The following is a 26960-nucleotide window of genomic DNA, read 5'->3' as shown; positions in this document are numbered from 1 at the left end:
AGTTTTGAGTTATGAGTTAAAAGTTTTGAGTTTCGAAAAATTCTACGTTGGTTTTTTCTAGGTATGATTCTCCTATTTCTTTTAATAGCACTACTTTTAAGACATTATCTATATTTTTTTTATCTAAAGCTATAGTATCAAGAATTGCTGAACTATCGGCTATTTCTACTTCATATGGAAGAATATATTGTTCTAATATTTCTTTTATTTCTTTACTTACACCTTTAGCTGTAAGTTTTTTCTTTTCTGCTATCTTACTTATCTCATACATTCCTATTGCAACTGCTTCTCCATGAGTAAACTTTTTAAAGTTGTAATAAGTTTCAATAGCATGGCCTAAGGTATGACCAAAATTTAGTAACATTCTTTCCCCAGTATCTTTTTCATCGTTTTCCACAACACATTTTTTTATAAAGCAACATTTGTGGATAATCATTTCTATATTGTGCATAACTTCTTCTTTATTTTTTAAACCTTTCAAAAAGTAAAAGAAATCCTTATCTTTTATGCATCCATACTTTATGACTTCAGCCATCCCATCTCTAAAAAATCTTTCACTTAAAGTTTCTAAAACTTCTGGATCAATTAAAACTAACTTTGGATGATAAAAACTTCCTACTAAATTTTTACCTCTTTCTAAATCTACAGCAACTTTTCCACCTACACTGCTATCAACTTGAGCAAGTAATGATGTTGGCATTTGAACAAAACTAACACCTCTTAAGAAAGTGGCTGCTACAAATCCACCAAGATCCCCAATTACTCCACCACCAAGCGTAATTATCAAATCACTCCTTGTAAGCTTAAAATCCAGAAGTTCATTGTATACAACTGGAAGTGTGTTAAAGGCTTTAGTTTCTTCTCCTGGCTCTAGAGCCATCAATTTCACTTCATAGCCTGACTTAATTAGCGATTCTTTAACTCTGTCTCCATAGTGATAATTTACATTCTTATCGGTTAATATAAATATTTTTTTCCCTTGATAAATTTTGTTAATTTCTGAGCCTGTCTTATCAATTAATCCCTTTTGAATAATAATTGGATAACTTCTTTCACCAAGTTCGACAATCAAATCTTCCATCTCATTTTGCCCCCTATATTTTGAATTAATTTTAAAAAAAATGGGACTCATATATAATGAGTCCCATAAAATATCAATAAAATTTGATATTAAAAACTTATATAAACATTAAAAACTCATTAAAAAGATATTTTCAGTTTTTTTGCAAAATAAATAGCCAGCGCTAAAATAAAAGCCCCAGAACATAAAATAAAAAAAGCTATAAAATTTTTGCATAACTGATTTCACAATATCCTTTTTCATGGTTTTCTCCTTTACTAAAATATCAATTCTTTTTACGAATATTAGTATAAATTTGATTTTTAAAATTTGTCTTTTTATTATTATAACAAACTATGAACAATTGTCAATCTCCATTAACTATTTACTATATTTTTCGTCAATAAAATATACATTTGTCAATTTAACTAGACAATATTGATAAAAGGTTAAAAACACGCTTTATTTTTTCTCATTTTATCAAAATCTCAAAAAATGATATTATATTTCTTTTCTATAAAAACTTGCATACTTTAATTATTCTATCACAGAGCAAGGGAATATCTCATAAAGATCTCCCTTCCTACTATTACTTCATATTCAATTCAGCCATTGCATGAACAAATGGTGAATTCCAATAAATGTCTACTTCATTAGTTGAATAGCTTTCTGAATTATCTAAATAACATTTAGCAGGAGCTTTATCCTTCAAAAGATTTTTTGCAAGTGGATCTTCTAAATTTTTATTTGAACCACCTGCAATCATACCTTGTACTGCTGCTCCTTGTGCCGTTGATGGTCTATGATGCGGATGTTTCATAGAATTTGAACCATAACCTGTAACATAAGACATACCTAATGAGTTTTTGCCCAAACAATAGTTAATATGTTCTTTTGCATATTCTAAATATTCTTTATTAGGCATAATTTTATATGCTTCTGCAAGCAATACGGCATTATTGATTACCTGCATATTACTACCCCAATAATAATCTGTTCCATTAGGGACATTGTAATTATCATTTTTATCTAAAGCCACAATGTTTTGAGCTTCATTTATAATATAATTTTTAAGTAAATTCAAAGGAACTACCTAAGCTATCTGTTTCAATTCTATATGTACCTGGTGTATTAACTGAAGAGAAATCACCAAAACAATCTGTTTCTTTAGCTGCCTTATCATAAGCAAGTCCAGTAATTTCCCCTTCGTAAACTACCTCTTTTGTCGCAGTAGAAACAACTCTGAATTTATGATCTTTAGTTTCTGCTCTAAATACAATCTTTTTCTTATCATCTGGTTTGTACCCTACTTGATTTATAACTTGTGATCATGCCTGCGCATATAACTACGGCTGACATTGATGCAATTATTTTCTTTGATTTCATAACTAACTTCCCCATAATATAATATATAGCTTAATATTCTCATAATTTGGGATATATATAAATACTACTTTCTTGTAATCTACAAAATCAATCATTAAATGCAATTATTTTATGTATTTAACTAATTTCTCTCTTTTACTCGCAAAAATATGCATTTTAAGATAAAAATTTCAACAAACTTTCCTATAACATAAATAATAAAAAATGTAGGTACATGCAATAAAGTAAGTATTACACTAAAAAATATATAGGAATAATACATATTGAAATATATAAGGACTATATCATATCTGATACAGTCCATTAAAATGTTGATTTTATTAATAATTGATAACTTTTAACTTATGGTTTCCAACCGTCATTTCCTGATAAAATATTAGCCTTTGTATACTTAGACGCTTCATTGCTAGTAATAGCTTTTGACCAGGATACTCTCTTAGATCTATTAGCACCAGTACCTTTGCATCCATATTCCTCTAAAAGAGCAGTATTATTTACATTATTGTTCATCTTTAGCCAACCTGCTGAGTTAACTGGTGCATTTAGATTACAATTTATATATGATACGTGACAGTAGTCCCCATAAGTTCTTCCAAGATAAACTGTTGAAGGTGTTTTCCAACGAGGATTAGTTTTGAATGTGTAATTAACATCTTCATTAGCGGTTAAAGTGCAATTTAAAAATACATATCCAAATTTCTGACCTTTAGGAGTGTTAGCAGCTGTATACATCCCCCCATCTCTTATATCATTTAATGTACAATTCTCAAATAATGCAGTAGCACCTCCCCAAATAAAGTCAACGCTACCTTGTATAAAACAATTCTTAAAATAAGCTCTAGATTTATTTGCACCATAGGTATATACACATAAGGTATCTTGCCCACTATAAAAATTACAATTAGTGAAAGTAATTCTATCTCCATAAGTATAAATACAAGATGCTTGAACATCTTTACCAGTATCCTTTAAATGACTGTTTTCAAAAGTAATATTTTCTGCATTAAAGTCATTTGCAGCAACAGTTAAAGCTGCACAATCTGCTGAGTTATAAGTACCACCAGTAGGTTTAGGATCTCCATTTGCAACATTATAGGTAAGTATTGTATTATTTTTACTTTCACCGATTATAGTTATAGAAGATCTTGAAATGGTAAGTTGTTCTTTATAAACACCATTTTTAACGTATATGGTTTTTCTCGTAGATCCACTATTGGAACGTATCAAATAGTTATAAGCATCTGTGATTGTTTTAAAATTTCCACTACCATCTTTAGCAACAACAACATCATAATTTGTTGCTGCATTAGCAGCAGCTTTGCTATTAGTTGCTGCAAAAGTAATTTGTTTTGATCCAATAACCGTTCCAATAATTACAAAGCCTAACATAAACGCTGCAATTGATTTATTTAATCTACTTTTTTTCATAATATGTCCCCCCATATAATGCTAGTTATAACTTAATATTCTCATAATTTTGAACATATATATAGATTAATTTCTTTAATCCTACAAAATCAATCGTTAAATGCAATTATTTTATGGATTTAATTAATTTCTCTCTTTTACTCGCAAAAATGTGCATTTTAAGATAAAAATTTTAACGAAATTTCTTATAACATAAATAATAAAAAAAATCTATGTACATACAATAGAATAAGGTATGCTAAAAAATAGGGAGGAAATATGAATGATAAATCGAAAATTTTTTTCTGTTTTAATAATATTTATAATACTTTTTTTAATAAGCTGCACCACTAAAAAAACAAGTCAAACTGATAATGTAGAACAAATTCAAAACGAAGCTTCTGCTGAATCAACCAATACTAAACTTAATACAGACTTTAATACCTTTAATGGTTTTGATATGATTCAAGATAATGTTAAATTTATAATTAATGGAAAAACTTTAACACTCAAACTTCCAATTTATTTAGATAAAAACAGACATTACATATGCTTAAATGAATTTATCGAACAGTTAAATGGAAAAATTAGTAAAATCAATAATTTATTACGTATTGAGATTGATAACAAATTTTATTTAATTGATTTATCTCAAAATACAGTTAAATTTCTAAACAACGAATTTACATTGAAGAAAAAATTATTAAATGATGAAAATATATATTATATAAGTTTTTTTGATTTTTCTCATATATTTAACCTCTATACTAGGTGGGATAAAAATAATAAGATAATAAATTGTAAAATAAATGGTTTCGATAACACAAAACCTGCTCCATATAAATCCAAAATAAATCAAATAGGCCTTATTCGTTTTGAAGATGTAGGTTTATCTTCCCAACCTTATTCTAAAGATTATTTTGAAAAGCTCCGTATAATGGCAAATTATATGTATCAAAAAAATATTCCTTACCACATTGCATGGATTCCAAGATACGTTATTCCTAACCAAGGAATTGATAATGATCCATTAACCAAAAATAATTTTGAAATGGCTGAAATGGTGTATAGCTTAGATTATTTTTCTTCTCATAATGGAATAATAGGGCTTCACGGATACACTCATCAACTTGGTAACACAGAATCTGGTTTAGGTTTTGAATTTGGAAAATATGATCCTTCTGTAAAAAATTTTGAAGAAAAAATCCAAAAAGCTATTAACACCGCTTCATATTTAGATGTACCAATAGGTTTCTTTGAAGCACCACATTATGAAATTACGCCAACACAAAATAAAATAGCAGAAAAGTATTTTAAAATATTATACTATCCATTTAATGATTTTGGTCAAAATAAAGCTGATTTAACAAAGCCCCAACTTAGTCCATATAATAAAACTTCTTACTATATTTCAACTCCGCTTGACTATATTCCTATTGGTAAAGAAGAACTTACTTTAAATAAAATAGATAAAAATAATAATAAAGCTATAATGGGAAGTGTATTTTTTCATCCACTTTTAGAAAATGATTATATCACTTTAGCAGAAGATAAAAATTCTGCTCCAACTTTTACATATATTGAAAATTCAAATTTAAAAAAATTAATAACTATCTTAGAGAAAAAAGGATATAAGTTCATTAAAGTAACAAATCTTTAAAAAGAAAATTTTTTATAGAATATGCACCTGCTAAAATTGGTCACAAAACAAGTTGAGGCACATATCCTGTTTAAAATAATATTATCTTCATTGCAGTTCTCAAATCATTAGTTTATTAATGAAAATAGCAAATTGATTATAAAATTGGAGATACCAACCTTATTAGGGATTCTTTAATTTTAAGTGAAATACTTCTGTTATTATAAACTTCCTTTGTTATTTCTTCTGACTCGTCAATATCTCTGAAGAATTGATTTTCCCCATCTATAGCAATCCTATTATCAAAAATAAATGCATTTACTTCAAAATTAAGCTTAAAACTTCTAATATCAAAATTAGCAGTTCCTATACTCATTACTGTACCATCAGCAATTATTGTTTTTGCATGAATAAATCCATTTTGGTAACTATACACCTTTATTCCCGCTTCTAAAAGTTCACCTACATAAGAACTTGCAGCCCACTGCATGAAAAAATGATCTGGTTTACCAGGTATTATTATTCTTACATCTACTCCTGATAATGCAGATATTTTCAAAGACTCCAATATAGGTGTATCTAAAACTAAATATGGAGTTTCTAGATATAAGCTCTTTTTTGCATTATTTATTAATTTTAAATAAGCATTTCTTATGTATTCTTCTTTATGATCTGGCCCACTTGTTACAATCTGTATTCCTACATCACCAAAATCTTTTGGAAATTCTTTTTCATATTTGTTGTAATTACTAATTTCTTCTTTTGAAGCATGACACCAATCAAGCAAAAACCGTTCATTTAAATCACTAACAGCTTCACCTTGAATTCTTACATGAGTATCTCTCCAAAAACCAATATTTTTATCTTTATTTATGTATTCTTCTCCAACATTATATCCACCAACATATCCATATCTACCATCAATTACTACTATCTTTCTATGGTTTCTATAGTTTATACGAGTATTTATATGAGGCAAAATTCCTGGGAAAAATAATGCATATTTTCCTTTAGCCTTCAAATAATTTTTAAGAACCTTTTTAGTTAACATACGAGACCCCATGCTGTCAACTAAAAGCCTAACCTCTACTCCACTCTTAGCTTTCTTCGCAAGTTCTTCAAGGATAGTCTTCCCAAGTGAGTCTGCTTTAAAAATGTAATACTCTATATGAATATATTTTTTAGCTTTTCTGATGTCTTGTATTAATTGTTTAAACTTATCTTCACCATTTATGAAAACTCTCACCTTATTATTCGTTGTGTAATTTGCTCCTGAATGATTGAAATTTAACTTTCTTAAATCTATAAACTTTTCTCCACCATCATGTACATGATAGGTTGATTCATAGGTATCAAGTAAATTTTTTCTTTTATTTTCATCTATTCTTATTTTTTTCTTGAAAATCTTTTGCCTGCTTAAATTTTGACCAAGTAAAATATAAATCCAAAATCCAATGCCTGGCAAAATCATTACTATTAAAAGCCATGCCCATGTTGTAGTCGGATCTTTTCTTTCTAAAAAAATAAGTGAAAATGCAAATATTATATTTAATATTAAAATTATAGTTATTAAGACTAAAATTATATCCATATATATCACTTTCTTCCCCTTTTAAAACTCTCTGTACCAATTATATTATATTTATATTTCAATTATCAATGTTCACTTATCAATTGTCAATTAATGACGAAGTCTCTATTAAATAGAATTCTTGACTTTTGTAGAAATTTTAATATATAATGTTATTAAAATTTTATATTATGCTATGAATAGGAGTATTAGTAATAGATATATCTTTAAGAGAGCTGTTGTTAGGTGTAAAACAGTGTTATATTATTATGAACTTGCCTATGAGCTTACTTGTTCGAAGCAAGTACGGTAAAACCGTTAAAATATTAAGTGAGAAGAATTAACTTTGTTTTTCTTCTAATTAAGAGTGGTACCACGGAAATTATGCTTTCGTCTCTTTGCATAGAGACGAAAGCTTTTTTTGCAGTTAACAGTTAATAATTTGTAGTTTTCAGTTATGGGACAAAATCCACTGGACTTTGAATAATTTATAATTTTTTTATCCTAAATTGTTATTTTGCAACTTTAACTGCTAACTGATTAAATCAGCATCTTGCTGGTTAAAATTATATTATATAAGACACAATCAAATAAATTTCTAGCAGTTATTCAGCTAACACTTTACAAATTGTAGAAATCATGTAATGATTCATCCTTCAACTGTAAATTGTGCACTGTAAACTGATTCAAAGGGGAGGCTACATAATGTCAAATTACGGAACTAAAATCGATGCCAAATGGCAAAAAATATGGGAAGAAAATGAAACTTATAAGTTTAATACTGAAAATTTAGATAAGAAGCTTTACACTCTTGAAATGTTTTCTTATCCATCAGGTGCTCAATTACATGCTGGGCACTGGTTTAACTATGGTCCAACAGATTCATGGGCAAGACTTAAGAGGATGCAAGGATATAACGTATTCCAACCAATGGGCTTTGATGCTTTTGGCTTACCTGCTGAAAACTATGCTATAAAAACAGGAATCCATCCTCAAGATTCTACTTTAAAAAATATTGAAACAATGGAAAAACAATTGAAATCTATGGGCGCAATGTTCAACTGGGAAAATGAAGTTGTTACTTGTCTTCCTGATTACTATAAATGGACTCAATGGTTATTCTTGAAGCTTTATGAAAAAGGGTTAGCTTATAGAAAAAAGGCTCCAGTAAATTGGTGTCCATCTTGCAACACAGTTTTAGCTAACGAACAAGTTGTCGATGGTGCTTGTGAAAGATGTAGCACTGAAGTTACAAAGAAAGACCTTACTCAATGGTTCTTTAAAATAACTGATTATGGCGATGAATTACTTGATAAACTAGATGATTTAGATTGGCCAGAAAAAACTAAATCTATGCAAAAGCACTGGATTGGAAGATCTTATGGTGCACAAGTTACTTTCAAAGTTAAAGATTCTGATTTAAAATTTGATGTCTTTACAACAAGAGTTGATACTTTAAATGGTGTTACTTATGTAGTTTTAGCACCTGAAAATAAATTAGTTGATAAACTAACTCTTCCAGAATATAAGGCTGCTGTTGAAGAATATAAAGAAGCTGCTGCTAAACAATCTGAAATTGAACGACAATCGAATACAAAAGAAAAGACTGGTGTATTCACGGGAGCTTATGCTATAAATCCTATTAACGGAAAAGTAGTTCCTATTTGGATTTCTGATTATGTATTAGCTACTTACGGTACTGGATGCGTTATGGCAGTTCCTGCTCATGATGAAAGGGACTTTGCTTTTGCAACTAAATTTAATTTGCCAATAGAAAGAGTTATAACTGATAAAGATAACACTGACCCAGAACTTCCTTATTGTGAATATGGAGTACTTGTTAACTCTGGTAAATTTGATGGTTTAACTACTGAGGAAGCTAAAAAGAAAATAGTTGAAGATTTAGAAAAAGATGAATTAGGGCAAATGAAGATAAACTTCAGATTAAGAGACTGGTTAGTTTCAAGACAAAGATATTGGGGTGCTCCAATTCCAATTATATATTGTGAGACCTGCGGAATAGTTCCTGTTCCTGAAAAAGATCTTCCAGTAGAACTTCCTTATAATGTTGAATTCACTCCAGATGGTAAATCACCACTTGGAAAATCTGAAGAATTCGTAAATACAACTTGTCCTTGTTGCGGTAAGCCTGCTAAGAGAGAAGCTGACACTTTAGATACTTTTGTATGTTCTTCATGGTATTATTTAAGATATGCAGATAATAAAAATGCAGATGCACCTTTTGATCCAGAAAAAATCAACAAGATTCTTCCTGTAGATAAATATGTTGGTGGACCAGAACATGCCTGCATGCACTTATTATATGCGAGATTTATAACAAAAGCTTTAAGAGACATGGGATACCTAAACTTTGACGAACCATTCTTAAGCTTAACTCACCAAGGCTTAATTTTAGGACCAGATGGACTTAAAATGAGTAAATCAAAAGGAAATACAATTTCCCCAGATGACTACATTAAAGAATATGGTGCTGACGTATTTAGAATGTATCTAATGTTTGGCTTTGGATATACTGAAGGTGGGGCTTGGAGCGACGATGGTATTAAATCTGTAGGCAAATTTGTAGATAGAATTGAAAGGATACTTGATACTTGTAGAGCTATAATAGATTCAAATGAAAATGTTAAAGATTCCATAGATTCAGCTGAAAAAGAATTGAACTTCTGGAAGCATACTGCAATTAGAGGTGTTACTGAAGATGGAGATAAAATGCAATTTAACACTGCAATAGCAAGACTTATGGAACTTACTAATGCACTAAACAAATATACTCAAGAAAATGTTAAGAATGCAAATTTCTTAAAAGCAACTATAACTGATTTCGTAAAATTACTTGCACCATTTGCTCCCCACTTCGCTGAAGAACAATGGAGCTTACTTGGAAATGCTTCAACAATCTTTAATGAGAGCTTCCCTGAATTTGATCCTTCAGCTTTAGTTAAAGATGAAGTTGAAATTGCTATACAAATTAATGGTAAGATAAAATCAAAAATCATGGTAGCTTCAAACTTAGATGAAGAAGGTATTAAAGCCGCTTCTTTAGAAAATGAAACTATTAAAGAAAATACTGAAGGTAAAAATATTGTTAAAGTTATTGTAATTAAAGGAAGACTTGTTAATATAGTTGTAAAATAAAAAAGTGGCCTCAAGGCCACTTTTTTCATGTCTAACATCTTCCTAAGCATAAGTATTAATTATGTTACCACTTTCCTCATCGGAAACTTGTGTTGTTGCATTTGCATTTGCATTAGTATTTACCTTTACATTTTTTTCACCAGTTGGTTTTTCTGGTGGCTTTGATGGTGGTGCTGCTTTACTTGTGTTGCTAGATTTTTTTTGTTCAATTTGTGATTCAATGTTTTGAATTTGTGATTGAATTTGTTTAGCCTTTGATTGCTTTGTTTTCTCATCATCATTACTTGATTGAATTTCTTGTAGTTGCTTCTCTAAACTTTCTTTTTGTTTTTCAAGAGCACTTGTATCACTACTTGTGCTACTTGTAGAAGTATATGATGTACTTGTCATTGACGATATTGATGAAATACTCATTATATTCCTCCCTCATATAATTATGAATTTATTAAAAACTTTTAAAGCTCATTGTTGCTTCAAAAGCACTGTTAATAGCATCTTCTTGATCTTGAGTTATTGTTCCTGCTGTTACCAAAATATCTAATGGATTTGTTTTTGTACTTGTACTTGATTTATCTGCATCTCTTGATGAATCTAATGCGCTTTTAACTGCATCTGCTTGATCCTGTGTTATTGTTCCCGCTGATATTAGGCCACTTAATGGATTTGTTTTATTAGTTGTCTCTTGATTATTTCTTGCCTCATGTGATTTCATTAATTCTTCAAAAACACTTTCAATTGCATCCTCTTGGGCTTGAGTTATTGTCCCTGCTGTTACCAAACTATCCAATGGATTTGTTTTTGTACTTGTACTGGTTGTACTTGAACTTGATTTATCTGCATCCCTTACTGCATCTAATGTACTTTTAATTGAATCTGCTTGATCTTGGGTTATTGTTCCTGCAGTTATTAAGCTTTCTAAAGGGTTTTGAGATTTAGTTATATTGCTGTAGGTTCCTGAAGTTTGAATTTCTCTTCCCCTAGATTGAAAAACACTTTGAACAGCATTTGCTTGATCTTGAGTTATTGTTCCTGCTTCAACTAAGCTGCTCAATGGATTATTATTTGACAAGCTTTGTGTAGCATTCCCCATTGCTTGCATACCTTGTTGACTTATTGAAACCAAATCATTTTCTTCTTGTCTTTTTTGCTGCTCTACCTTATATTGTTGTAAAGCTCTTGCTGCTTGTATCCTTCTCTCAAGATACACTTCCATACTGTTTTGATTACTACTTATTGTGTTCATTATAATTCTCTCCTTTAACCTGCTTCCCTGCATATATTTTCTCCTATACTTATTTAATCGACATGTATTTCTTAAAATCTAACGTAGTGCTGTGGCAACTTTGTGGCAATTTTGTGGCAAAAGAGTTATAAGTAAAATTTAAAATAGCATTCGTATTTACATATGATAAAATATATTTTGAGGTGAATTAATTTCATGGATAAAAAATTAATATATATTGCTGACGATGAAATCAATATTTGTAATATAATAAGATCTTTTCTACTTAAAGAAGGCTTTGATGTTGAAATATTTACAAATGGACGTGATATCCTTGAAGCATTTAATAGAAGACAAGCTGATATGCTCATAATAGATATTATGATGCCTGAAATAGATGGATATGCTCTTTGTTCTTTAATAAGACTTAAAAGTTGTGTCCCAATAATAATTGTATCAGCCAAAGATACTGAATCTGATAAAATTACTGGTCTTAAACTTGGTGGAGATGATTATCTAACTAAACCTTTTAGTCCCTTGGAACTTATTGCTAGAATGAATAGTATTTTCAGACGAATAGACTTGGACAAAGCTCCTATCCCAAATAATCAAATTATAAAATTATTAGATTTATTAATAAATCTTGATACAAAAAAAGCTGAAGTTAATGGTTCCCCTTTAGCACTTACAGTAATGGAATTATCACTTCTTAATTATCTTATTCAAAACAAAAATAGAGCTGTCAGTAGAACTGAGCTTCTAGATAAAATATGGGGATTTGATAACAAAGTGGAAACTCGTGCTACAGATGATATGATAAAAAGAATAAGAAAAAAACTTACTGCTGCAAATTCGAAACTTAAAATACAAACTATTTGGGGGTTTGGTTTTTCAATACAAGATAATGACTAACACTCAAAAAACTATTAATACATAATAAGGACGGATATTATGAAGAGAGATACTATAAAATGGAGAATTTTTAAATATAATATTATTATTATTATTATGCTAATTACATTTACCACGATAATTTTCAATGTAGCTGTTCGTATATACATAGAAAAAAATCTTGTTACACAATTAGATAAAATAGCCTCAAATGCTGAAATTACAGCGCTTAAACATGGTCCTGATTTTTTTAAGCAAACACCTCCACCACCTCCTAATGATTCACAAGATATAAATCCATTTCCTCAAAATACTAAGCCTGATGAATTACCCCTTACTGATTCACAAGGTACTAATGAACTTTTTAGATATTATTTCATGTTAGATCATTCACTTAAAGAACCACTAACTTTACTAAATGCAGACTTCATTTTAATTGATCAAAATGAAAATAGAATTACTCCTTTTCCTGACAGATATATTTCTGATGATTTTATGAAACAGTTAAAAAACAAACTTGACAATTCAAAGAAACTTGAGCAAGAAGATTATTTAAATTTTCATGTAGCTAGCACTGAATACATAGCTATTATTAAATCTGTATCTGATAAAAATTCCTTTGGACTAGGCTGGATAATAATATATTCAAATGTTGAAAAAATAAATCAATTACAGATAGGCATAAATTTAATTCTTTCTCTTATTCTTATTTTCTGTGCATTAGTTACTGTTACTTTTTCGTCACGTATATCAAAAAAAATTTGTACACCATTTGATAATCTAAATGAATATATCCGTGCTATATCAGAAAGAAATTTCGGTAATAAAATCGAAATGCCTGTTTATGAAGAATTACATGAATTTATAAATAATATTAATATTATGTCTGAAAAACTTGAAACCTATGACAAAGCACAAAAGACTTTTTTGCAAAATGTGTCTCACGAATTTAGAACACCACTTATGTCTATACAAAGTTATACTGAAGGTATTAAATATGGTGTTATTGATAGTGATAATGCTGTAGAAATTATATTATCAGAAATAAAACGTATGACAAGACTAGTAGAAGATTTACTATATTTATCACGCCTTGATGCAATTGAAGAAAATTATAATTATGCAAATATAAACTTTAATGAATTAATAAATAAATGTATAGAACGTATGAGTTGGTTGGCTAAAAAAAATAATATTACAATTAGAAGTAATTTACTCCCTAAACTTATTGAAATTAATGGCGATGAAGAGAAACTTTTGAGAGCAATTGATAATATTATTAGTAATTGTATAAGATATGCCAAAAGCACTGTTACTATTGAATTTAATCTTATATGTGATGATAAAGTTCAACTTATATTATATGATGACGGACCAGGTTTTATGGATATAGACCTTTCTAATATATTCGATAGATTTTATAAAGGAGAAAAGGGACATTTTGGACTAGGATTATCTATTAGTAAAAATATTATTGAAAAATTGAATGGAAGTATCAAAGCAGAAAATTCACTTACTGGTGCAAAGTTTATAATAGAGCTACCCAATCTACATAAAAATTAAACTTTTATAACAATTTTATGAAAAACCATAAAATTTTTGTTAAAAATATTAAGAGAGAGTTCACTCCTACTTTTCCATGCTACAACCTTAGATTGGCAAGTTAAAATAGAATGAGCTCTCTTAAACTGTATCAAAGCTTTATGAATTTAATATTTCTTTAAACTGAAAAAGTATTCCTTTTACTTTTTCTTCATCTAATGGTTTGTAAGTTTCAATATATCTTGAAGCATCAAGAGCCTCATAAGCCCTTTTACTCATAGCTACCCAATTTTCAGGTATATATACCCATATTATATCTTCATATTTACAGCTTAATAAAAAATGTTCTAATCCATAAAACGCATATTCTTCAATTTCATGTATTTTATTGAAATCAATATAATCTTTAACTACCTCTGATGTTAATTGATCTTTGTGAGCATCTACATAAAAAAAATCAAAAATTTCTCTTGAAGCATTTAGTGCACTATCTCTAATTATTTTTATTTTTTCATTTTCTTCGAAGTTTTGATAATACAATTCAATTAACTCTTCATTATCCTCATATACAATAACTTTTTCTACCTTTGTTTTTTTTGCGATTTCTTGAACTACATATCCAATACCAAGACCAACTATTCCAACTTTCCCATAAGAAAAAGATATTGCATTATACGAACTTTCTATTTCTCTAGGGGATAATTTCATTAAACAAGTATTATTTCTATATAATTGTATTATGTCTATATCATAATCATCGCTATTTTCATACATATATCCTTGCAAATCTTGCTTATTCATAGTGTTTTTAACTATTTTATAGTCACCACAAGTTCCTGGATTAACTAGATTATTATATTTTTTCATCTCTTGGAACACAAAATTTTTATTATATGGTTTCATAGTTAATTCCCCTTCTTGAAATGTTTAACGTAACTTTATTTATTATAACATATATTTCCATTTTTGTATAATAACACATTCAGATTTACTTTGGATTATATATTACTAAACCATAACATAATATCACATTTTTAACCAAAACTTAAATGGAAATATAAACTTTTTATTTTTATATATGTATGTTATACTTACGTTAATGATTTAATATCATTTTAATATTATATAAAGTAGGTGTTTGAATGAAAAATGTTACTATAAGCCAAGAAGCTTATGATGAATTTAAAGCTTTTTTGGACGAAAATAAAATAACTGATTTTAATATTAGAATTAATTTTGCTGGCTTTGCATGTAGTGGCCCAGTTTTTAACATATCTGTTTCAAAAGCAAGCGATGATGATGAGATTGAAAAAATTAATGATATCTCATTCATCTACGAAAAAAGCTTAATAGAACAGTTTGGAGGCTTCATAATCCTTTCTTCTGATGAAAATGAAGGCCGTGGATTAAGTCTAAAACCTGTTATTGAGCCTGAAGGTGGATGTGGTGGTTCTTGTAGTGGTTGCCACTAAAACTAAAATAAATATACTAAATTCTAAGAATGATGTATTCATATATACATCATTCTTATTTTCTTACTTAGCTATATCAGCTGCTTCTACTTTCCACTGCAAATTTATATAATCATCACTAATTTTATATACTCCATCCAGAATATCTATCCAATAATATTCATTAATCACCTTTTTTTCCTTTTCTTCTCCAGTAATGTTATTTAAAGTTTTATTATTAAATTCATTGAAATAATTACTAATTTTTGATGAAATGTCATACATAAATTTAAAAGATATTAAATCATCATCTTTTAATACTAACTTATTTGCTTGATTTTTCATTTCCTTGTTTAAAAGAGATAATGTATATTCCTTAATTTTTCCATGTATTTCATTTTCCATCACTTTATCAGTTTTTATATTTTTAGTAAAAAAAGGAATTGCATTTTGAGAGTAAGATCCATATTGCTGCCATAATTCCATTATATCACTTGACATTGCATCATAATTTTTATAAAGCTTTAATAAATCTTCATTTTTTATGCTGCTTTGTTCAATACTTTTAGCTAAAATATCCAGATTCATTTCATTTTTTTGCTTAAAATCTTCTATTTCAATATAAGATTGCTGTCCTATTTTATACTTATAGTTATTTAATTTAACCATTGAATATATATTAACTATTACACTTATTATAAGAAATATAGATAGTAACATTATATAATCCATACTTTTAAGTTTTCTAGCCAAGAACATCCCTCCTATATTAATATTTATTTTAACATATAAGCTGGCCTTTGCATATCATTACTATGCATTTATCTCGCCCAATCATGTATAACTTCGTTAACCATCTTTAATCCAATGTTTCCTTCGACGACTTCTTTTTCTCCAGCATTTATTCTTTTTATCTCTCCATATGAATTTTCCAAAGATAATTCTTCGCTTCCAGATAGAACCCATATTATCTTTTTACTCACGGGCTTTACTCCTAATTTTTTTTCACCAACTCCATCTGTAAAGTAAATTAATACAGATTCTCTTAGATTATTATCTCTAATATACTCAAATACTGGTGTAAATTCTGTTGAACCATTATCTTTAGCTCTCTTGTGTATGTCTCTTTCACTTTTTATCTCATATATATTTCTAATTTCATTATCACACTCAATAATTGTAATTTTATTATTAGTGCTTGCAGTTATTGTTAGTATTTCTATTAATATTTTATGCATATCCTCTTCATTCATACTTGCACTTATATCTATAGCTACAATTAGTTCAGCCTCAGTCTTAGGTAGTCGACCTCTTAAATCTAATCTCTCTGGCTGTCTTCTATCTCTTCTTGTTATTGTCTTCTTATAGCCAGATTTTACAGTTGGCAAGATGTTTTTAAGAACAGTTTGCCATGGTATTTCGGCTTTTTCTTTGTATGCTAAAATTATTTTTCCGATTCCTTCAGGAGTTCCTTCTGTATAAGCACTTATGGCTGTCTTTTTAGTTAAATTTCTGATGTCTTCTTCGCTTACTTGAATTTCTTCCCATAAATCATGCGCCTTAGACATATCTAGTTCATACTTACTTTCTTCATCATTTTTTATATTAGTTTTTTTAATTCTTGATTTAATTGCCTTATAAAGTTCTTCTGCATATTCTTCAGCACTTCGGTTTTCTTGTAAAAATAAATTATGTTCCAAGCTGATTGCTTCAAGTTTATTACTATAACTAGGCATATCTTTAATGAATTGATTAATTGAAATATCTAATGCAATATTAATTATTTCTTTGCTAAATCTATTTTTTAATTTTTTTTCTCTCTCAAAATGAGAATTCATTATATGATAAATCTCATGCTTAAATAATGCAGCCATTTCATTTTTACTGCAATTTAGAAACAAAATAGGATTAAAGTACATATAAAAATTATCACGCTCAGGAATAGTAGCTATAGGCACTGTTATTTTTATGTTTATATTTCGTCTTATTCTAAGCATAAATTGTCCAAAAAAAGCATCTTGACTTTGCAATAAATATAGTACAACTTCTTCAACTAATTCAAAAAATCTTCTCCTATAATTATCACTAGCTAATCCTTCTCTATCTAACGAATATGCTTCTTTTAAAAGTTGTTCCCTTTTTTCTTCAAACACCATTCTACTATCCCTCCTATCCTCATTTTTTTATTCTTTAATACTAAATTTCTATATATCAATATTTCAATTAAATATATTAAAAAATGAATCCAAAAATTCTTCTGTCTCCAATAATTGTTTATATACAGTCTTAGAATAATCCCTTTTAATTTCTTTCATTATTCCTAATCTTAGATCTCTAGGATATAAATTAAGAAATTCTGAAAATAACTTTAAATTTTTTTCTATATTGTGAACTTCTAAATATTTCAATGAATTTTTTACTACTATATATAATCTTGAATGACTTTCTTTTTCTATTCTGTCTTTTAATTCAAAGTTTAAAACTTCATTATTAAATATATCTTCTACACTTATCAATGGTTTTTTTAAATTAGTTAGAAAACTACTAAAATCATTTCCAATATCTATTCCTACATTTCCCTTTACAACATTAAAAAATGTATCAAAAGAATATTTCTCCTTATTTCTTAAATAAATATTATAAGCCTTAGATACTCTCTCCCAGCTTCTTGGGGTAGCTTTTATTGTTTCTTCAGAATCTGGAGTATGTAAGTATTCTGGAAAAGTAGATAAAAATTCTATAATATGTTCATGTATATTACCATTATCACTCATTCCCCAGTTAATCCACTCCTTGATATCAGAATCAAGTCTTACCCAAACAAATCTATCCTCCTGAGCTGGATCCATATCTACGACATCATATCTACTATTATAAAATCCCTCATTTTTATTAGAAGGATTCATTGCTGCTATTACCTTAACTTTATCACTTAATATATATCCATTGATTTCTCTATTTAAAATTAAATTCATAAGTTCCTGTGCTACCGCATGATCACATCTATTTAGCTCATCTATAAATAAAATGACATTACGTTTTTCATCATCTTTTAAAACTTTTTGAATTTCCTGTAATTTATTATGGGTTGCATAAATAGTTACCCCATTCTCAACTATAGGTAATCCTCCTATTTCTCCTTCTTTCAACAAATTTGCATCTATTGTAACAAGGTAATCTCCATTATCTTTAGCAATCTGCTTAACTAAAGAAGTTTTCCCTACTCCGCTTTCCCCTATTATTAAAGGTACATCATTTGCTGCAACAATTAAATCTACTGTATTTAAACACTCTGAATATTTCAATTTTTCACCTCTATCACAATGTAGAATTCATAATAGCTAGAGTTCTATATAGACAATTATAAATTCTACAATATTGTTCATCTCAAATATATACTAAATTGATAATTTGTAATCCACTAATAATTTTCTAGCCATTTTGCTTCCGTACTCTCTGACAAAATTAATCTTATCCATTTCCAAAATCTCTAATTCTAAAAAGTCTTCAATGTATTTTTTATCAATATCCTTATCTTTAATCTTTTCTTTAAGAACTTCTACAACTAGCTCTACATCAATACTTTCATAAATATATTTTACTACATTTATGTTCTCACTAATAAAAATTTTTATTTCATCTAAATCATAATTAGAAATGTAATTAATTGCTTCTCCATTTTGTTTTATAGCTTTAACTTTTGCCTTTAAACTAGGATTTTTTATATATCTAATTGCCGCATAATAGTTATCTATTGCTGAAAGCTGAACTTTTTCTGAAGGATTTTCTATATATTTAATCGAATCATAATCTTTGGAAACTGCCATAATTTGCAATTCTTCACTTGGATCATTTACATATTGTATGGCCCACCCCTTTGTCCTAACTGCTTCTGCTATAATATCATTACTAGGATTCTTTATAAGTTCCAAAGCATTCCATAAACTTCTAACACACATAATACCAATTTCATTATCAACATCATTGATATACTTTATTGCTAAAGGAGTACTCTTAATAGCTTGTTTTTGAACTTCCTTACTAGGATTCTTTATATATCTGATGTTATTTCCATTAATTTTTACTATGAGTAATTCCATTTCTTCATCTACATTCTCTAATTCCGTAATATATTCAGGATTCGTTTTTAACTTCAATAACACTTGTTCTTTATCCATTTCGATCACCTTTTCATTTTATCAATTGCAATGTTCAACTATCAATGATTAATTTTATATGATCACTCATCATTGACAATTTAACATTAAGTATTTATCTTTAATCTCTATATTTTTCTATTTCTCTTTTAACAGAAAAAAGTAAACTATTTAATTCCCAAACTTCACCATCTTCAATTAATTTATTTAATATTTTTTGAAATCTTGACGCTTCTGCTTCTTTACCTAATGAAATTAGTGTAAGCAATGAATTCATTATATTAGAAATTAAATTTGATTTAACTTCAAATAATTTTTGAGCATCTTTAATTTCATCTTTAATTTCTAACATTTCTTCATCTAATCTAAATGCCGCATCCGCAGAACTTTTAAGCTTTTTCTTCAATTCTTCTGGTATATGCTGCTTATACTTATAATTTAAAGAATGTTCGATAGTAGCCCAAAAATTCATTGCCAATGTCCTAATTTGAAATTCTGCTAATATTTCTACTAATCCCTCCGCCATATTTACAGGATATTTAATAATCATATGATAGCTTCTATAGCCACTTTCCTTCACATTTCTTATATAATCTTTTTCATAAAGAATTTGCATATCTTTACGACCTCTTAATATTTCTACGACAGTATCTATATCGTCAACAAATTGACACATTATTCTTATACCTGCGATATCTTCAAGCTCATACCTAATTCTATCTATTGGTATTTCAAATTTGTTTGCCTTTTCTAACATACTTGATACTTCTTTAACTCTTCCAGTTACAAATTCTATAGGTGAATATTCATTTTTTCTTCTATATTCTTTTCTAATTGATTTTAATTTTACTTTTAATTCATCAACTGCTTGCTCATAAGGCATCAAAAAAACCTTCCAATCGTTCATTGCCATTAGTCTCACCCTTTAATAATATGATTTCTCAATATTGTCCTTCTATATTATATCAAAAAGTTTAAATTAAGTGTTAATAATCTAAATAAACATCAAAAAATTAACATAACCTCTTTATCAATTATTTTAATATGATATAATTTATCTATAATAAAATTATAAATCAATGTAGTTTTAATGAGGGGACAAAAAAATGAACGACACTAACATACTAAATCATTTATTTGATAAAAATATAATTTGTCCAGTTTGTGATGCACATTTTAAGGCTAAAACTGTAAAATCTAAATCACCAAGAATTTCTTCTAGAGATTCAGATTTTTTTATACGGTATTCACCAGTTGTAAATCCGTATTTTTACGATGTTTTAATTTGCAATTCTTGTGGTTATGCTGCTATGAGATCAGACTTTGATAATATTAAAACTCACAAGAAGGAACTAGTCTTTAGCAATGTAACTCCAAAATGGAAACCTAGAGTATATCCTGATATTTTGGATGAAAAATTAGCAATTGAGCGTTATAAATTAGCCCTATTAAACGCTGTACTACTTGATCTACAAGATAGTACAAAAGCTATGCTTTCATTAAAAATAGCTTGGATGTATAGATTACTAAATGATAGTAATCAAGAGAAAACATTTTTAACTCAGGCCCTTGATGGGTTTAATGATGCATATTCAAAAGAACTTTTTCCTATCTATGGTTTACAAAGAGATGCTTTTATGTACATGCTTGGTGAATTGAATAGAAAATTAGGAAATACTCAAAATGCATTATTATGGTATTCAAAAACCATTGTCAGCGTAAATTCATCTAATAGAATTAAAGAATTAGCACGTATTGGGAAAGACTTAATAAAAAATGAAAATATTTAAAACTTTTTTTACTTACAAGGGGGAAATATGTCATGAAAATTTTTAAAAATAGTACTACTAATACTTCTAACATTTCTGAACCTTCAAAAAATGAAATCAGTAACAATACTGATATAATTACAAAAGATTTAAGTAATGAATTAGGTGATTTAAAAGCAAAAGCTGATGTAATAAATGATTCTCTTAAAAGTATTTCATCTACCGCATCGTCATTAATATCTTCTGCAGACTCTCAAAACAGAGAATTGCTAAATACACAAAATACATTAAACAGCTTTAGTTCAAATATGGAAAATTTAGCAATTGATATTACAAATGTTCATATCAAGGTATTAGATACAGATAAGTTAGCTGATACTGGATTAGATACAATCGGAAATTTAGATACATCATTAACAGACCTTGAAGAAGCATTCACAGTATCTACTTCAACTGTAAATGCCTTAGTATCAAAATTAGAATCCGTAAACATTATAACTGACTCTATAAGTCAAATAGCAAGTCAAACTAACCTTTTATCACTTAATGCAGCTATTGAAGCTGCTAGAGCTGGTGAAGCTGGTAAAGGTTTCTCTGTTGTAGCAGGTGAAGTTAGAAAACTAGCTGAAAATTCAAAACTTGCAGTACAAAGTATAACTAGTATATTAGACGAAATTAAGGTAGATATTTTAAAAGCTTCTAATGCAATGAACTCTGGTAATTCTGCTTTGACTACTCAACATAATTCTTTACAAGACGCAAAAAGCAGTTTTTCAGAAATAAAAACATCAATTGAAGAAGCAACTGATGAAATCACTACCTGCATCGAACATTTAACAACAGCTTCCATGGAAAAAGACACTGTTATTTCAACTGTTGATAATATTATCAACACTTTCCAAGAAAGTGAAAGCTTATCTAAGGAAATTGCTTCACATGTTCGCACGCAACAAAATGCTATCGAGGATTTAAATAATTCGGTAAAAAAATTATTATAATGTAAAAAATGAGATATATCACAAACTATTGTGATATATCTCATTTTTATTATTTTAGTAATAACTTATCATTTTTAATAATTAGTACATATATATTAAACACTTGAACTTATAACTTTATAGTATTCTTTTAGGATTAAAATCAAGGTAATCTGCTGATGATAATATATATTCCACACCATCAAAATATCCATCTAATACTTTTCCTAGTAATATAGGGCCATGAAGGTGTCCATATATAACTTTTTTAACTTTATATTCCTTAATTATTTTTGTAAATTCGGATTCTTCAAATTTATCATTTACTGGAGGATAATGAAGCATAACTATTATATTTTCGTATCCATTTTTTTTAGCAGCATCTAGAGAAATCTTCAATCTTATTTGCTCTCTATTGTATATTTTTTCGTCCTTTTCACTGTATTTATCTCCGCTAGGACAAACCCACCCTCTAGTACCACATATAGCATAATCCTCATAGATATAATAATTATTTTGAATAAATTTAGTATTTTCATACATATTATTTAATTTTGAAATACTTCCCCACCAATAATCATGGTTCCCTTTACTTATGATTTTTTTACCAGGCAATTCATTTATCCAATCTAAATCATATTTACTATCTTGCTCTTTCAATGACCAAGATATATCTCCTGCAATAAGTACCATATCTCTTTCTGTAACTTTATCAATCCAATTTTCTTTTATTTTTTTGCAATGATCTTTCCACTTATCACCAAATATATCCATTGGTTTTTCAACATTAAACCCTAGGTGTAAGTCTGAAATGGTATAAAGTGCCACTTAATCCTCACCTTTCTGTCATCTTGAGCATATATAAAGCAAACTCTTATAAGCCCTTCTTATCTCTTCTTATCCAAATCTGTAATAAATGCTATTACATGTGCCACTGCTTCATATAATTCTGTTGGAATTTCATCTCCAATATCAACGTTGCATAATAAATCAGTCAGTTCTTTATTATACACTATCGGAACTTCATTATCTTTTGCAGTTTCTAGTATTTTATCAGCTATATGCCCCATTCCTGCTGCTGTTACTATTGGAGCGTCACTATTAAATTCATATTTTAATGCTGCTGCCTTTTTCCTCTGATTCATTTTTGTACACTCCCACCTAATTATTCAATCAATTCTGTAATGCACAATTAAAGATGAATCAACTCGACTTTATTAGCCATTTATATTTGGAGAATCTTTTATTGTACATGTATAGTAGCTTATTACAAACTTTAAAGTGTCAAGAATTAATATATACTAATTATACCTTAATATCAATAGCAGAAATAGTTAAATCATTAAAGAAATTTCTGCAGTTAACTAAATCTACAAGTTTTTCTTTGGTCGATACATGAATATTCACAAATAATCCAAGTGTAGACAACCCATCAGCCAATTTATATTTATTATTATTTATAACAGACGTAAATTCATTTTCACATTTTAAATTAACATCGATTTTATTATTTCTAATAGTTAAATATCCATCTACATCCCCTAAATGTGCAGTTTTAACACTTACAATCATTTTTGCATTAGTAGAATCAATTTTTTTGCCATCTTTTCTGTTATCTTTTATTATTAATTTGCATGGATATTCTTGAAAATTAGCAGTTATAGGCACATTCACATAATAATATTCATCACTAACCGAATTAAATACTTTGATGTCACTGATATTTGCTTTTAATAAATTCATTACCTTCTCATATCCATCTTGTTTTAATTCTGTTTTGTCGATTAAATCCTTAACTATGTCTCTTACGTTATTAATCTTATCCTTCATTTCAGATATTATTCCATCTTTACCATTTGAATTACTTTTTAACAAAAACTCCTGATTGTTTAATTTACTTACTACATCTTTCATTGCATTATTTTCTACTTCTTTTGGTTGAATAGTATTTTGTATATTTCCTTGGTTGTCATCTTTTCTATTTACTAATTCAGTAATTTTCTTATACTCATCATCTGTTAACTTTACTTCTCTACCCTCAATATTACTTAATAAATTTTCTAATTTTGATTTATTAGTTGATTCAATAAGTTTTTCAGCTTGAGTCTTAGGTGTATCATCTGCAATAATATTATCTCCAATTGTATCTTTAATTAATTTTACTATTTCCTTATCATCCAACTTTTCTAATAATGATGTAGGAATATTGCTTTTTTCTGTATTAAGATTGACATTTTCATTTCCAGCTCTTTTTTGAATTAAATCTAATTCACTATCTTCACTTCCTGTTAATGTTCTTAAAACATCTAATACATTTATTTTTTTAGTTAACGGATCATTTTCATTGTAAATTTTTGATGCAAATGCTGTATGAGAATCTACCGTACTTCTAACTACTTCAGAGCCTTTATCAAATAATTTACCATTTATAAAAGATTCATTAATCTTATTTTCTTTTGTTTTACCTGAAAACTCTAAGGAATTCAATGAATTGCTAATTCTCTTAAGAATTTGTTCAATTGTAGCATCTCCTTTAAATACCTTATTAAAACTATTTATATTTTCTTCTGAAAAATCCAAGTTATTTTCTATAAAAGTAAGTATATCCCCAGAAGACATTTTTTTAAATTCGTCAAAAAACTTAGTTAGCATTTCCTTAACAGCTTGCCCCTCAGAACTATCAACAGCTATTCCTTTACTTTGTAGGTATGTTTTAATAAACGAATCTATTTCTTTAGGATTGGCATTAACTTTTTCATTAAATTGAATTAAGCCTTTTATTTCATTTATATTCTCTCTAGTTAAAGATATATTATGTTTAACCATGTTTTTCAAAATATCAATATCATCTTTTGAAAGTCCTTCTTTCTCAATAACTTCTTGGAAGTTCTCGTCTCCACTTACTTCATCATCTACAGTATCTTGTACCAATTTTAATTTTAATTTCCCATTTTCAAAGCCATCTACTTGAAACTTTACTAATTTTAAATCGTCTAAATCAACATTTCCATTAAGCTCTGCAATAAATTGCCATCCATCTGATAATCTTATTGTTATGTCTTTTCCGTTTCCTTTATCAACAACTCTTCCTGTAAAACGCTCTCCTACTTCAAAAGTTAGTTTGCTAGAAATTTTCTTAGTATTTGTATTATATCCATTATTTATATTCCAAATTCCTGGCATATCTTTTTCTCCCCTACTAATTATTACTTCCACTTTATTCTATTATAATTATCGTACGAAAAAAGCACAAATTAACTACGTTTAAAAGTTAATCTTATTGAATATTTATATAAATTTATATTTTATGTATTTAGTTATAAGACATATTCTCATTATATATGTTACAATTGTCAATCTTCAATTATTTAAAACACTTTTGCTTATTTTTAAATTTTAATTGTATTGTAACATACATAACTCCTATCATTAGTCTATTTATAATCTTTTGCTTCTTCTTCCCCATCTAGTACTCTAGTTACTCCTTCAGCTAATGCAAGCATTTCATCTTCTCCTGGGTAGATTACTATAGGTGCTATAAATCTTACCTTTTCACTAATAAAATTTACGATAGGTTTTCCATAAGCCATACCACCAGTTAAAATAATGGCATCTACCTTTCCATTAAGAACTACTGCAGCTGCACCTATATCTTTAGCAACTTGATATCCCATAGCATCGTGAACTAGCTTTGCTTTTTCATCTCCATCTAATGCAGCATTTTCTACGATTCTTGCATCATTTGTATTAAGATAAGCTACAAAGCCACCTTTACCTGTTATTTTCTTTAGTATTTCTTCTAGCGTATATCTGCCACTAAAACACATTCTAGCTAAATCGCCAGCTGGAACACCTCCACTTCTTTCTGGTGAAAATGCTCCTTCACCATCAAGAGCATTATTTACATCAATTATTCTTCCTCTTTTATGTGCTCCTACTGAAACTCCTCCACCCATATGCGCCACAATAACATTAATATCTTCATAATTCAAACCAGATTCCTTTGCATATTTTTTAGCTACTGCCTTTTGATTTAGTGCATGAAAAATACTTTTTCTTGGCAACTCTGGAATGCCTGATAATCTTGCTATATCATCCATTTCATCAACAACTACTGGATCAACTATAAATGCAGTTTTCCCAATAGAATTTGCAATTTCATTTGCTATAATAGCACCAAGATTAGATGCATGCTCGCCTCTTATACTTTCTTTTAAATCCTTTAACATATTTTCATTTACTCTATATGTTCCACTCAAAATTGGCTTTAAAAGCCCTCCTCTACCTACTATCGCATCTAAATTCTGTATATCTATTTTGTTATTTTCTAATGTTTTTAATATTACTTCTGTTCTAAAGTTTTGTTGATCAAAAATATGTTCAAACTTTCCAATTTCTTCTGCAGAATGTCTTAATGTTTCTCCAAAAATCTCTCTTCCACCATTATACACAGATATTTTTGTTGATGTAGATCCTGGATTTATTATCAATAATTTATAACTCACATATTTTCCTCCTTTAAATTTTATATTATAAATATTCCCATATGTATATATAATTAAACATTTCAAAATTAAAAAGCATATTATATTGTAAGAGAAATTTGATATATACAATTTCCAATCCTTTGAAATAAAAAAGGCTACGCCAACAAAATTGGTTGAAGTTGTCAACTAAAAGTAGACAGAAAAAAGGCATGTTTAACCAAACCCTTGTTCAATCTTAAATTGAAC

The 26960-nt window shown here is 28.3% G+C and carries 24 protein-coding genes and 1 other annotated feature; of the genes, 7 read left to right on the top strand and 17 right to left on the bottom strand.

What is annotated here, in order from left to right; all coding sequences use genetic code 11:
* Positions 1-16 precede the first annotated feature (16 nt).
* From aroB to L3B98_RS21790, 4 genes are all read right to left on the bottom strand, one after another.
* Positions 17-1081 carry a 3-dehydroquinate synthase gene (gene aroB, locus L3B98_RS21805; protein ID WP_238918243.1) on the bottom strand — a complete coding sequence of 355 codons (1065 nt, stop codon included), beginning with the start codon at positions 1079-1081 and terminating at the stop codon, positions 17-19.
* Between the two features lie 568 nt (positions 1082-1649).
* Positions 1650-2144, bottom strand: coding sequence for a glycoside hydrolase family 9 protein (locus L3B98_RS21800; protein WP_015395362.1), 495 nt, complete (start codon positions 2142-2144; stop codon positions 1650-1652).
* Positions 2131-2340, bottom strand: a complete 210-nt coding sequence (locus L3B98_RS21795; RefSeq protein WP_238918286.1) for a cellulase N-terminal Ig-like domain-containing protein — start codon at positions 2338-2340, stop codon at positions 2131-2133. The genes L3B98_RS21800 and L3B98_RS21795 overlap by 14 nt, the downstream gene beginning before the upstream one ends.
* A 448-nt stretch (positions 2341-2788) precedes the next feature.
* Positions 2789-3874 carry a pectinesterase family protein gene (locus L3B98_RS21790; RefSeq protein ID WP_238918242.1) on the bottom strand — a complete coding sequence of 362 codons (1086 nt, stop codon included), beginning with the start codon at positions 3872-3874 and terminating at the stop codon, positions 2789-2791.
* Between the two features lie 262 nt (positions 3875-4136).
* Here L3B98_RS21790 and L3B98_RS21785 point away from each other — a divergent pair, with 262 nt between their 5' ends.
* The gene (locus L3B98_RS21785; RefSeq protein WP_238918241.1) at positions 4137-5513 is read left to right on the top strand and encodes a DUF2334 domain-containing protein; all 1377 of its coding nucleotides are present in this window, start codon (positions 4137-4139) and stop codon (positions 5511-5513) included.
* A gap of 136 nt (positions 5514-5649) precedes the next feature.
* Here L3B98_RS21785 and cls read toward each other — a convergent pair whose 3' ends face one another.
* The gene (cls, locus tag L3B98_RS21780) at positions 5650-7083 is read right to left on the bottom strand and encodes a cardiolipin synthase (RefSeq protein WP_238918240.1); all 1434 of its coding nucleotides are present in this window, start codon (positions 7081-7083) and stop codon (positions 5650-5652) included.
* A 166-nt stretch (positions 7084-7249) separates the two neighbouring features.
* Positions 7250-7463 (top strand) — a binding site (T-box leader).
* Between the two features lie 304 nt (positions 7464-7767).
* Between cls and leuS the strand changes: the two genes are divergently transcribed.
* Positions 7768-10218: a leucine--tRNA ligase gene (leuS, locus tag L3B98_RS21775; protein ID WP_238918239.1), complete on the top strand. Its 2451-nt coding sequence runs from the start codon at positions 7768-7770 to the stop codon at positions 10216-10218.
* A 42-nt stretch (positions 10219-10260) separates the two neighbouring features.
* Here the strand turns inward: leuS and L3B98_RS21770 are convergent, their stop codons facing one another.
* Both L3B98_RS21770 and L3B98_RS21765 read right to left on the bottom strand, forming a co-directional pair.
* Positions 10261-10632: a FlxA-like family protein gene (locus L3B98_RS21770; protein WP_238918238.1), complete on the bottom strand. Its 372-nt coding sequence runs from the start codon at positions 10630-10632 to the stop codon at positions 10261-10263.
* 31 nt (positions 10633-10663) lie between these two features.
* Entirely contained in the window at positions 10664-11461 is a 798-nt protein-coding gene (locus L3B98_RS21765; protein ID WP_238918237.1) for a hypothetical protein, read from the bottom strand.
* Positions 11462-11656: 195 nt separating this feature from the next.
* On the opposite strand from L3B98_RS21765, the gene L3B98_RS21760 reads away from it, so the two are divergent.
* Positions 11657-12352 (top strand): response regulator transcription factor, encoded by a 696-nt coding sequence (locus L3B98_RS21760; RefSeq protein ID WP_238918236.1) that lies wholly within the window; start codon positions 11657-11659, stop codon positions 12350-12352.
* 39 nt (positions 12353-12391) lie between these two features.
* Positions 12392-13894 (top strand): HAMP domain-containing sensor histidine kinase, encoded by a 1503-nt coding sequence (locus L3B98_RS21755; protein WP_238918235.1) that lies wholly within the window; start codon positions 12392-12394, stop codon positions 13892-13894.
* A gap of 138 nt (positions 13895-14032) precedes the next feature.
* On the opposite strand, the gene L3B98_RS21750 is transcribed toward L3B98_RS21755, so the two are convergent.
* Positions 14033-14776: a hypothetical protein gene (locus tag L3B98_RS21750; RefSeq protein WP_238918234.1), complete on the bottom strand. Its 744-nt coding sequence runs from the start codon at positions 14774-14776 to the stop codon at positions 14033-14035.
* A 239-nt stretch (positions 14777-15015) separates the two neighbouring features.
* On the opposite strand from L3B98_RS21750, the gene L3B98_RS21745 reads away from it, so the two are divergent.
* Entirely contained in the window at positions 15016-15345 is a 330-nt protein-coding gene (locus L3B98_RS21745; RefSeq protein WP_015395373.1) for a HesB-like protein, read from the top strand.
* A gap of 63 nt (positions 15346-15408) precedes the next feature.
* On the opposite strand, the gene L3B98_RS21740 is transcribed toward L3B98_RS21745, so the two are convergent.
* From L3B98_RS21740 to L3B98_RS21720, 5 genes are all read right to left on the bottom strand, one after another.
* Positions 15409-16077, bottom strand: a complete 669-nt coding sequence (locus L3B98_RS21740) for a hypothetical protein (RefSeq protein WP_238918233.1) — start codon at positions 16075-16077, stop codon at positions 15409-15411.
* A 68-nt stretch (positions 16078-16145) separates the two neighbouring features.
* Positions 16146-17480: a VWA-like domain-containing protein gene (locus tag L3B98_RS21735; RefSeq protein ID WP_238918232.1), complete on the bottom strand. Its 1335-nt coding sequence runs from the start codon at positions 17478-17480 to the stop codon at positions 16146-16148.
* Between the two features lie 63 nt (positions 17481-17543).
* Positions 17544-18629, bottom strand: coding sequence for an AAA family ATPase (locus L3B98_RS21730; protein WP_238918231.1), 1086 nt, complete (start codon positions 18627-18629; stop codon positions 17544-17546).
* A gap of 93 nt (positions 18630-18722) precedes the next feature.
* A complete protein-coding gene (locus L3B98_RS21725; protein ID WP_238918230.1) occupies positions 18723-19502 on the bottom strand; it encodes a hypothetical protein in 780 nt (259 codons plus the stop codon).
* 100 nt (positions 19503-19602) lie between these two features.
* Entirely contained in the window at positions 19603-20394 is a 792-nt protein-coding gene (locus L3B98_RS21720) for a GTP pyrophosphokinase family protein (RefSeq protein WP_015395378.1), read from the bottom strand.
* A 193-nt stretch (positions 20395-20587) separates the two neighbouring features.
* Between L3B98_RS21720 and L3B98_RS21715 the strand changes: the two genes are divergently transcribed.
* Positions 20588-21271: a DUF2225 domain-containing protein gene (locus tag L3B98_RS21715; protein WP_015395379.1), complete on the top strand. Its 684-nt coding sequence runs from the start codon at positions 20588-20590 to the stop codon at positions 21269-21271.
* A 32-nt stretch (positions 21272-21303) separates the two neighbouring features.
* A complete protein-coding gene (locus L3B98_RS21710) occupies positions 21304-22248 on the top strand; it encodes a methyl-accepting chemotaxis protein (protein WP_238918229.1) in 945 nt (314 codons plus the stop codon).
* 117 nt (positions 22249-22365) lie between these two features.
* On the opposite strand, the gene L3B98_RS21705 is transcribed toward L3B98_RS21710, so the two are convergent.
* The 4 genes from L3B98_RS21705 to buk all read right to left on the bottom strand — a co-directional run bounded on the left by L3B98_RS21705 (position 22366) and on the right by buk (position 26732).
* Entirely contained in the window at positions 22366-23055 is a 690-nt protein-coding gene (locus L3B98_RS21705; protein WP_015395381.1) for a metallophosphoesterase, read from the bottom strand.
* Between the two features lie 59 nt (positions 23056-23114).
* Positions 23115-23372, bottom strand: coding sequence for an EscU/YscU/HrcU family type III secretion system export apparatus switch protein (locus L3B98_RS21700; protein ID WP_015395382.1), 258 nt, complete (start codon positions 23370-23372; stop codon positions 23115-23117).
* Positions 23373-23532: 160 nt separating this feature from the next.
* The gene (locus tag L3B98_RS21695; RefSeq protein ID WP_238918228.1) at positions 23533-25410 is read right to left on the bottom strand and encodes a flagellar hook-length control protein FliK; all 1878 of its coding nucleotides are present in this window, start codon (positions 25408-25410) and stop codon (positions 23533-23535) included.
* A 251-nt stretch (positions 25411-25661) separates the two neighbouring features.
* A complete protein-coding gene (gene buk / locus L3B98_RS21690; RefSeq protein ID WP_015395384.1) occupies positions 25662-26732 on the bottom strand; it encodes a butyrate kinase in 1071 nt (356 codons plus the stop codon).
* Positions 26733-26960 lie beyond the last annotated feature (228 nt).

Origin of the sequence: Clostridium sp. YIM B02555 (assembly GCF_022320955.1) — a bacterium.
Taxonomy (GTDB): domain Bacteria; phylum Bacillota; class Clostridia; order Clostridiales; family Clostridiaceae; genus Clostridium; species Clostridium saccharoperbutylacetonicum.
The sequence above is the reverse complement of the archived record's forward strand: the minus strand, read 5'-3'. Positions and strand labels throughout refer to the sequence as shown.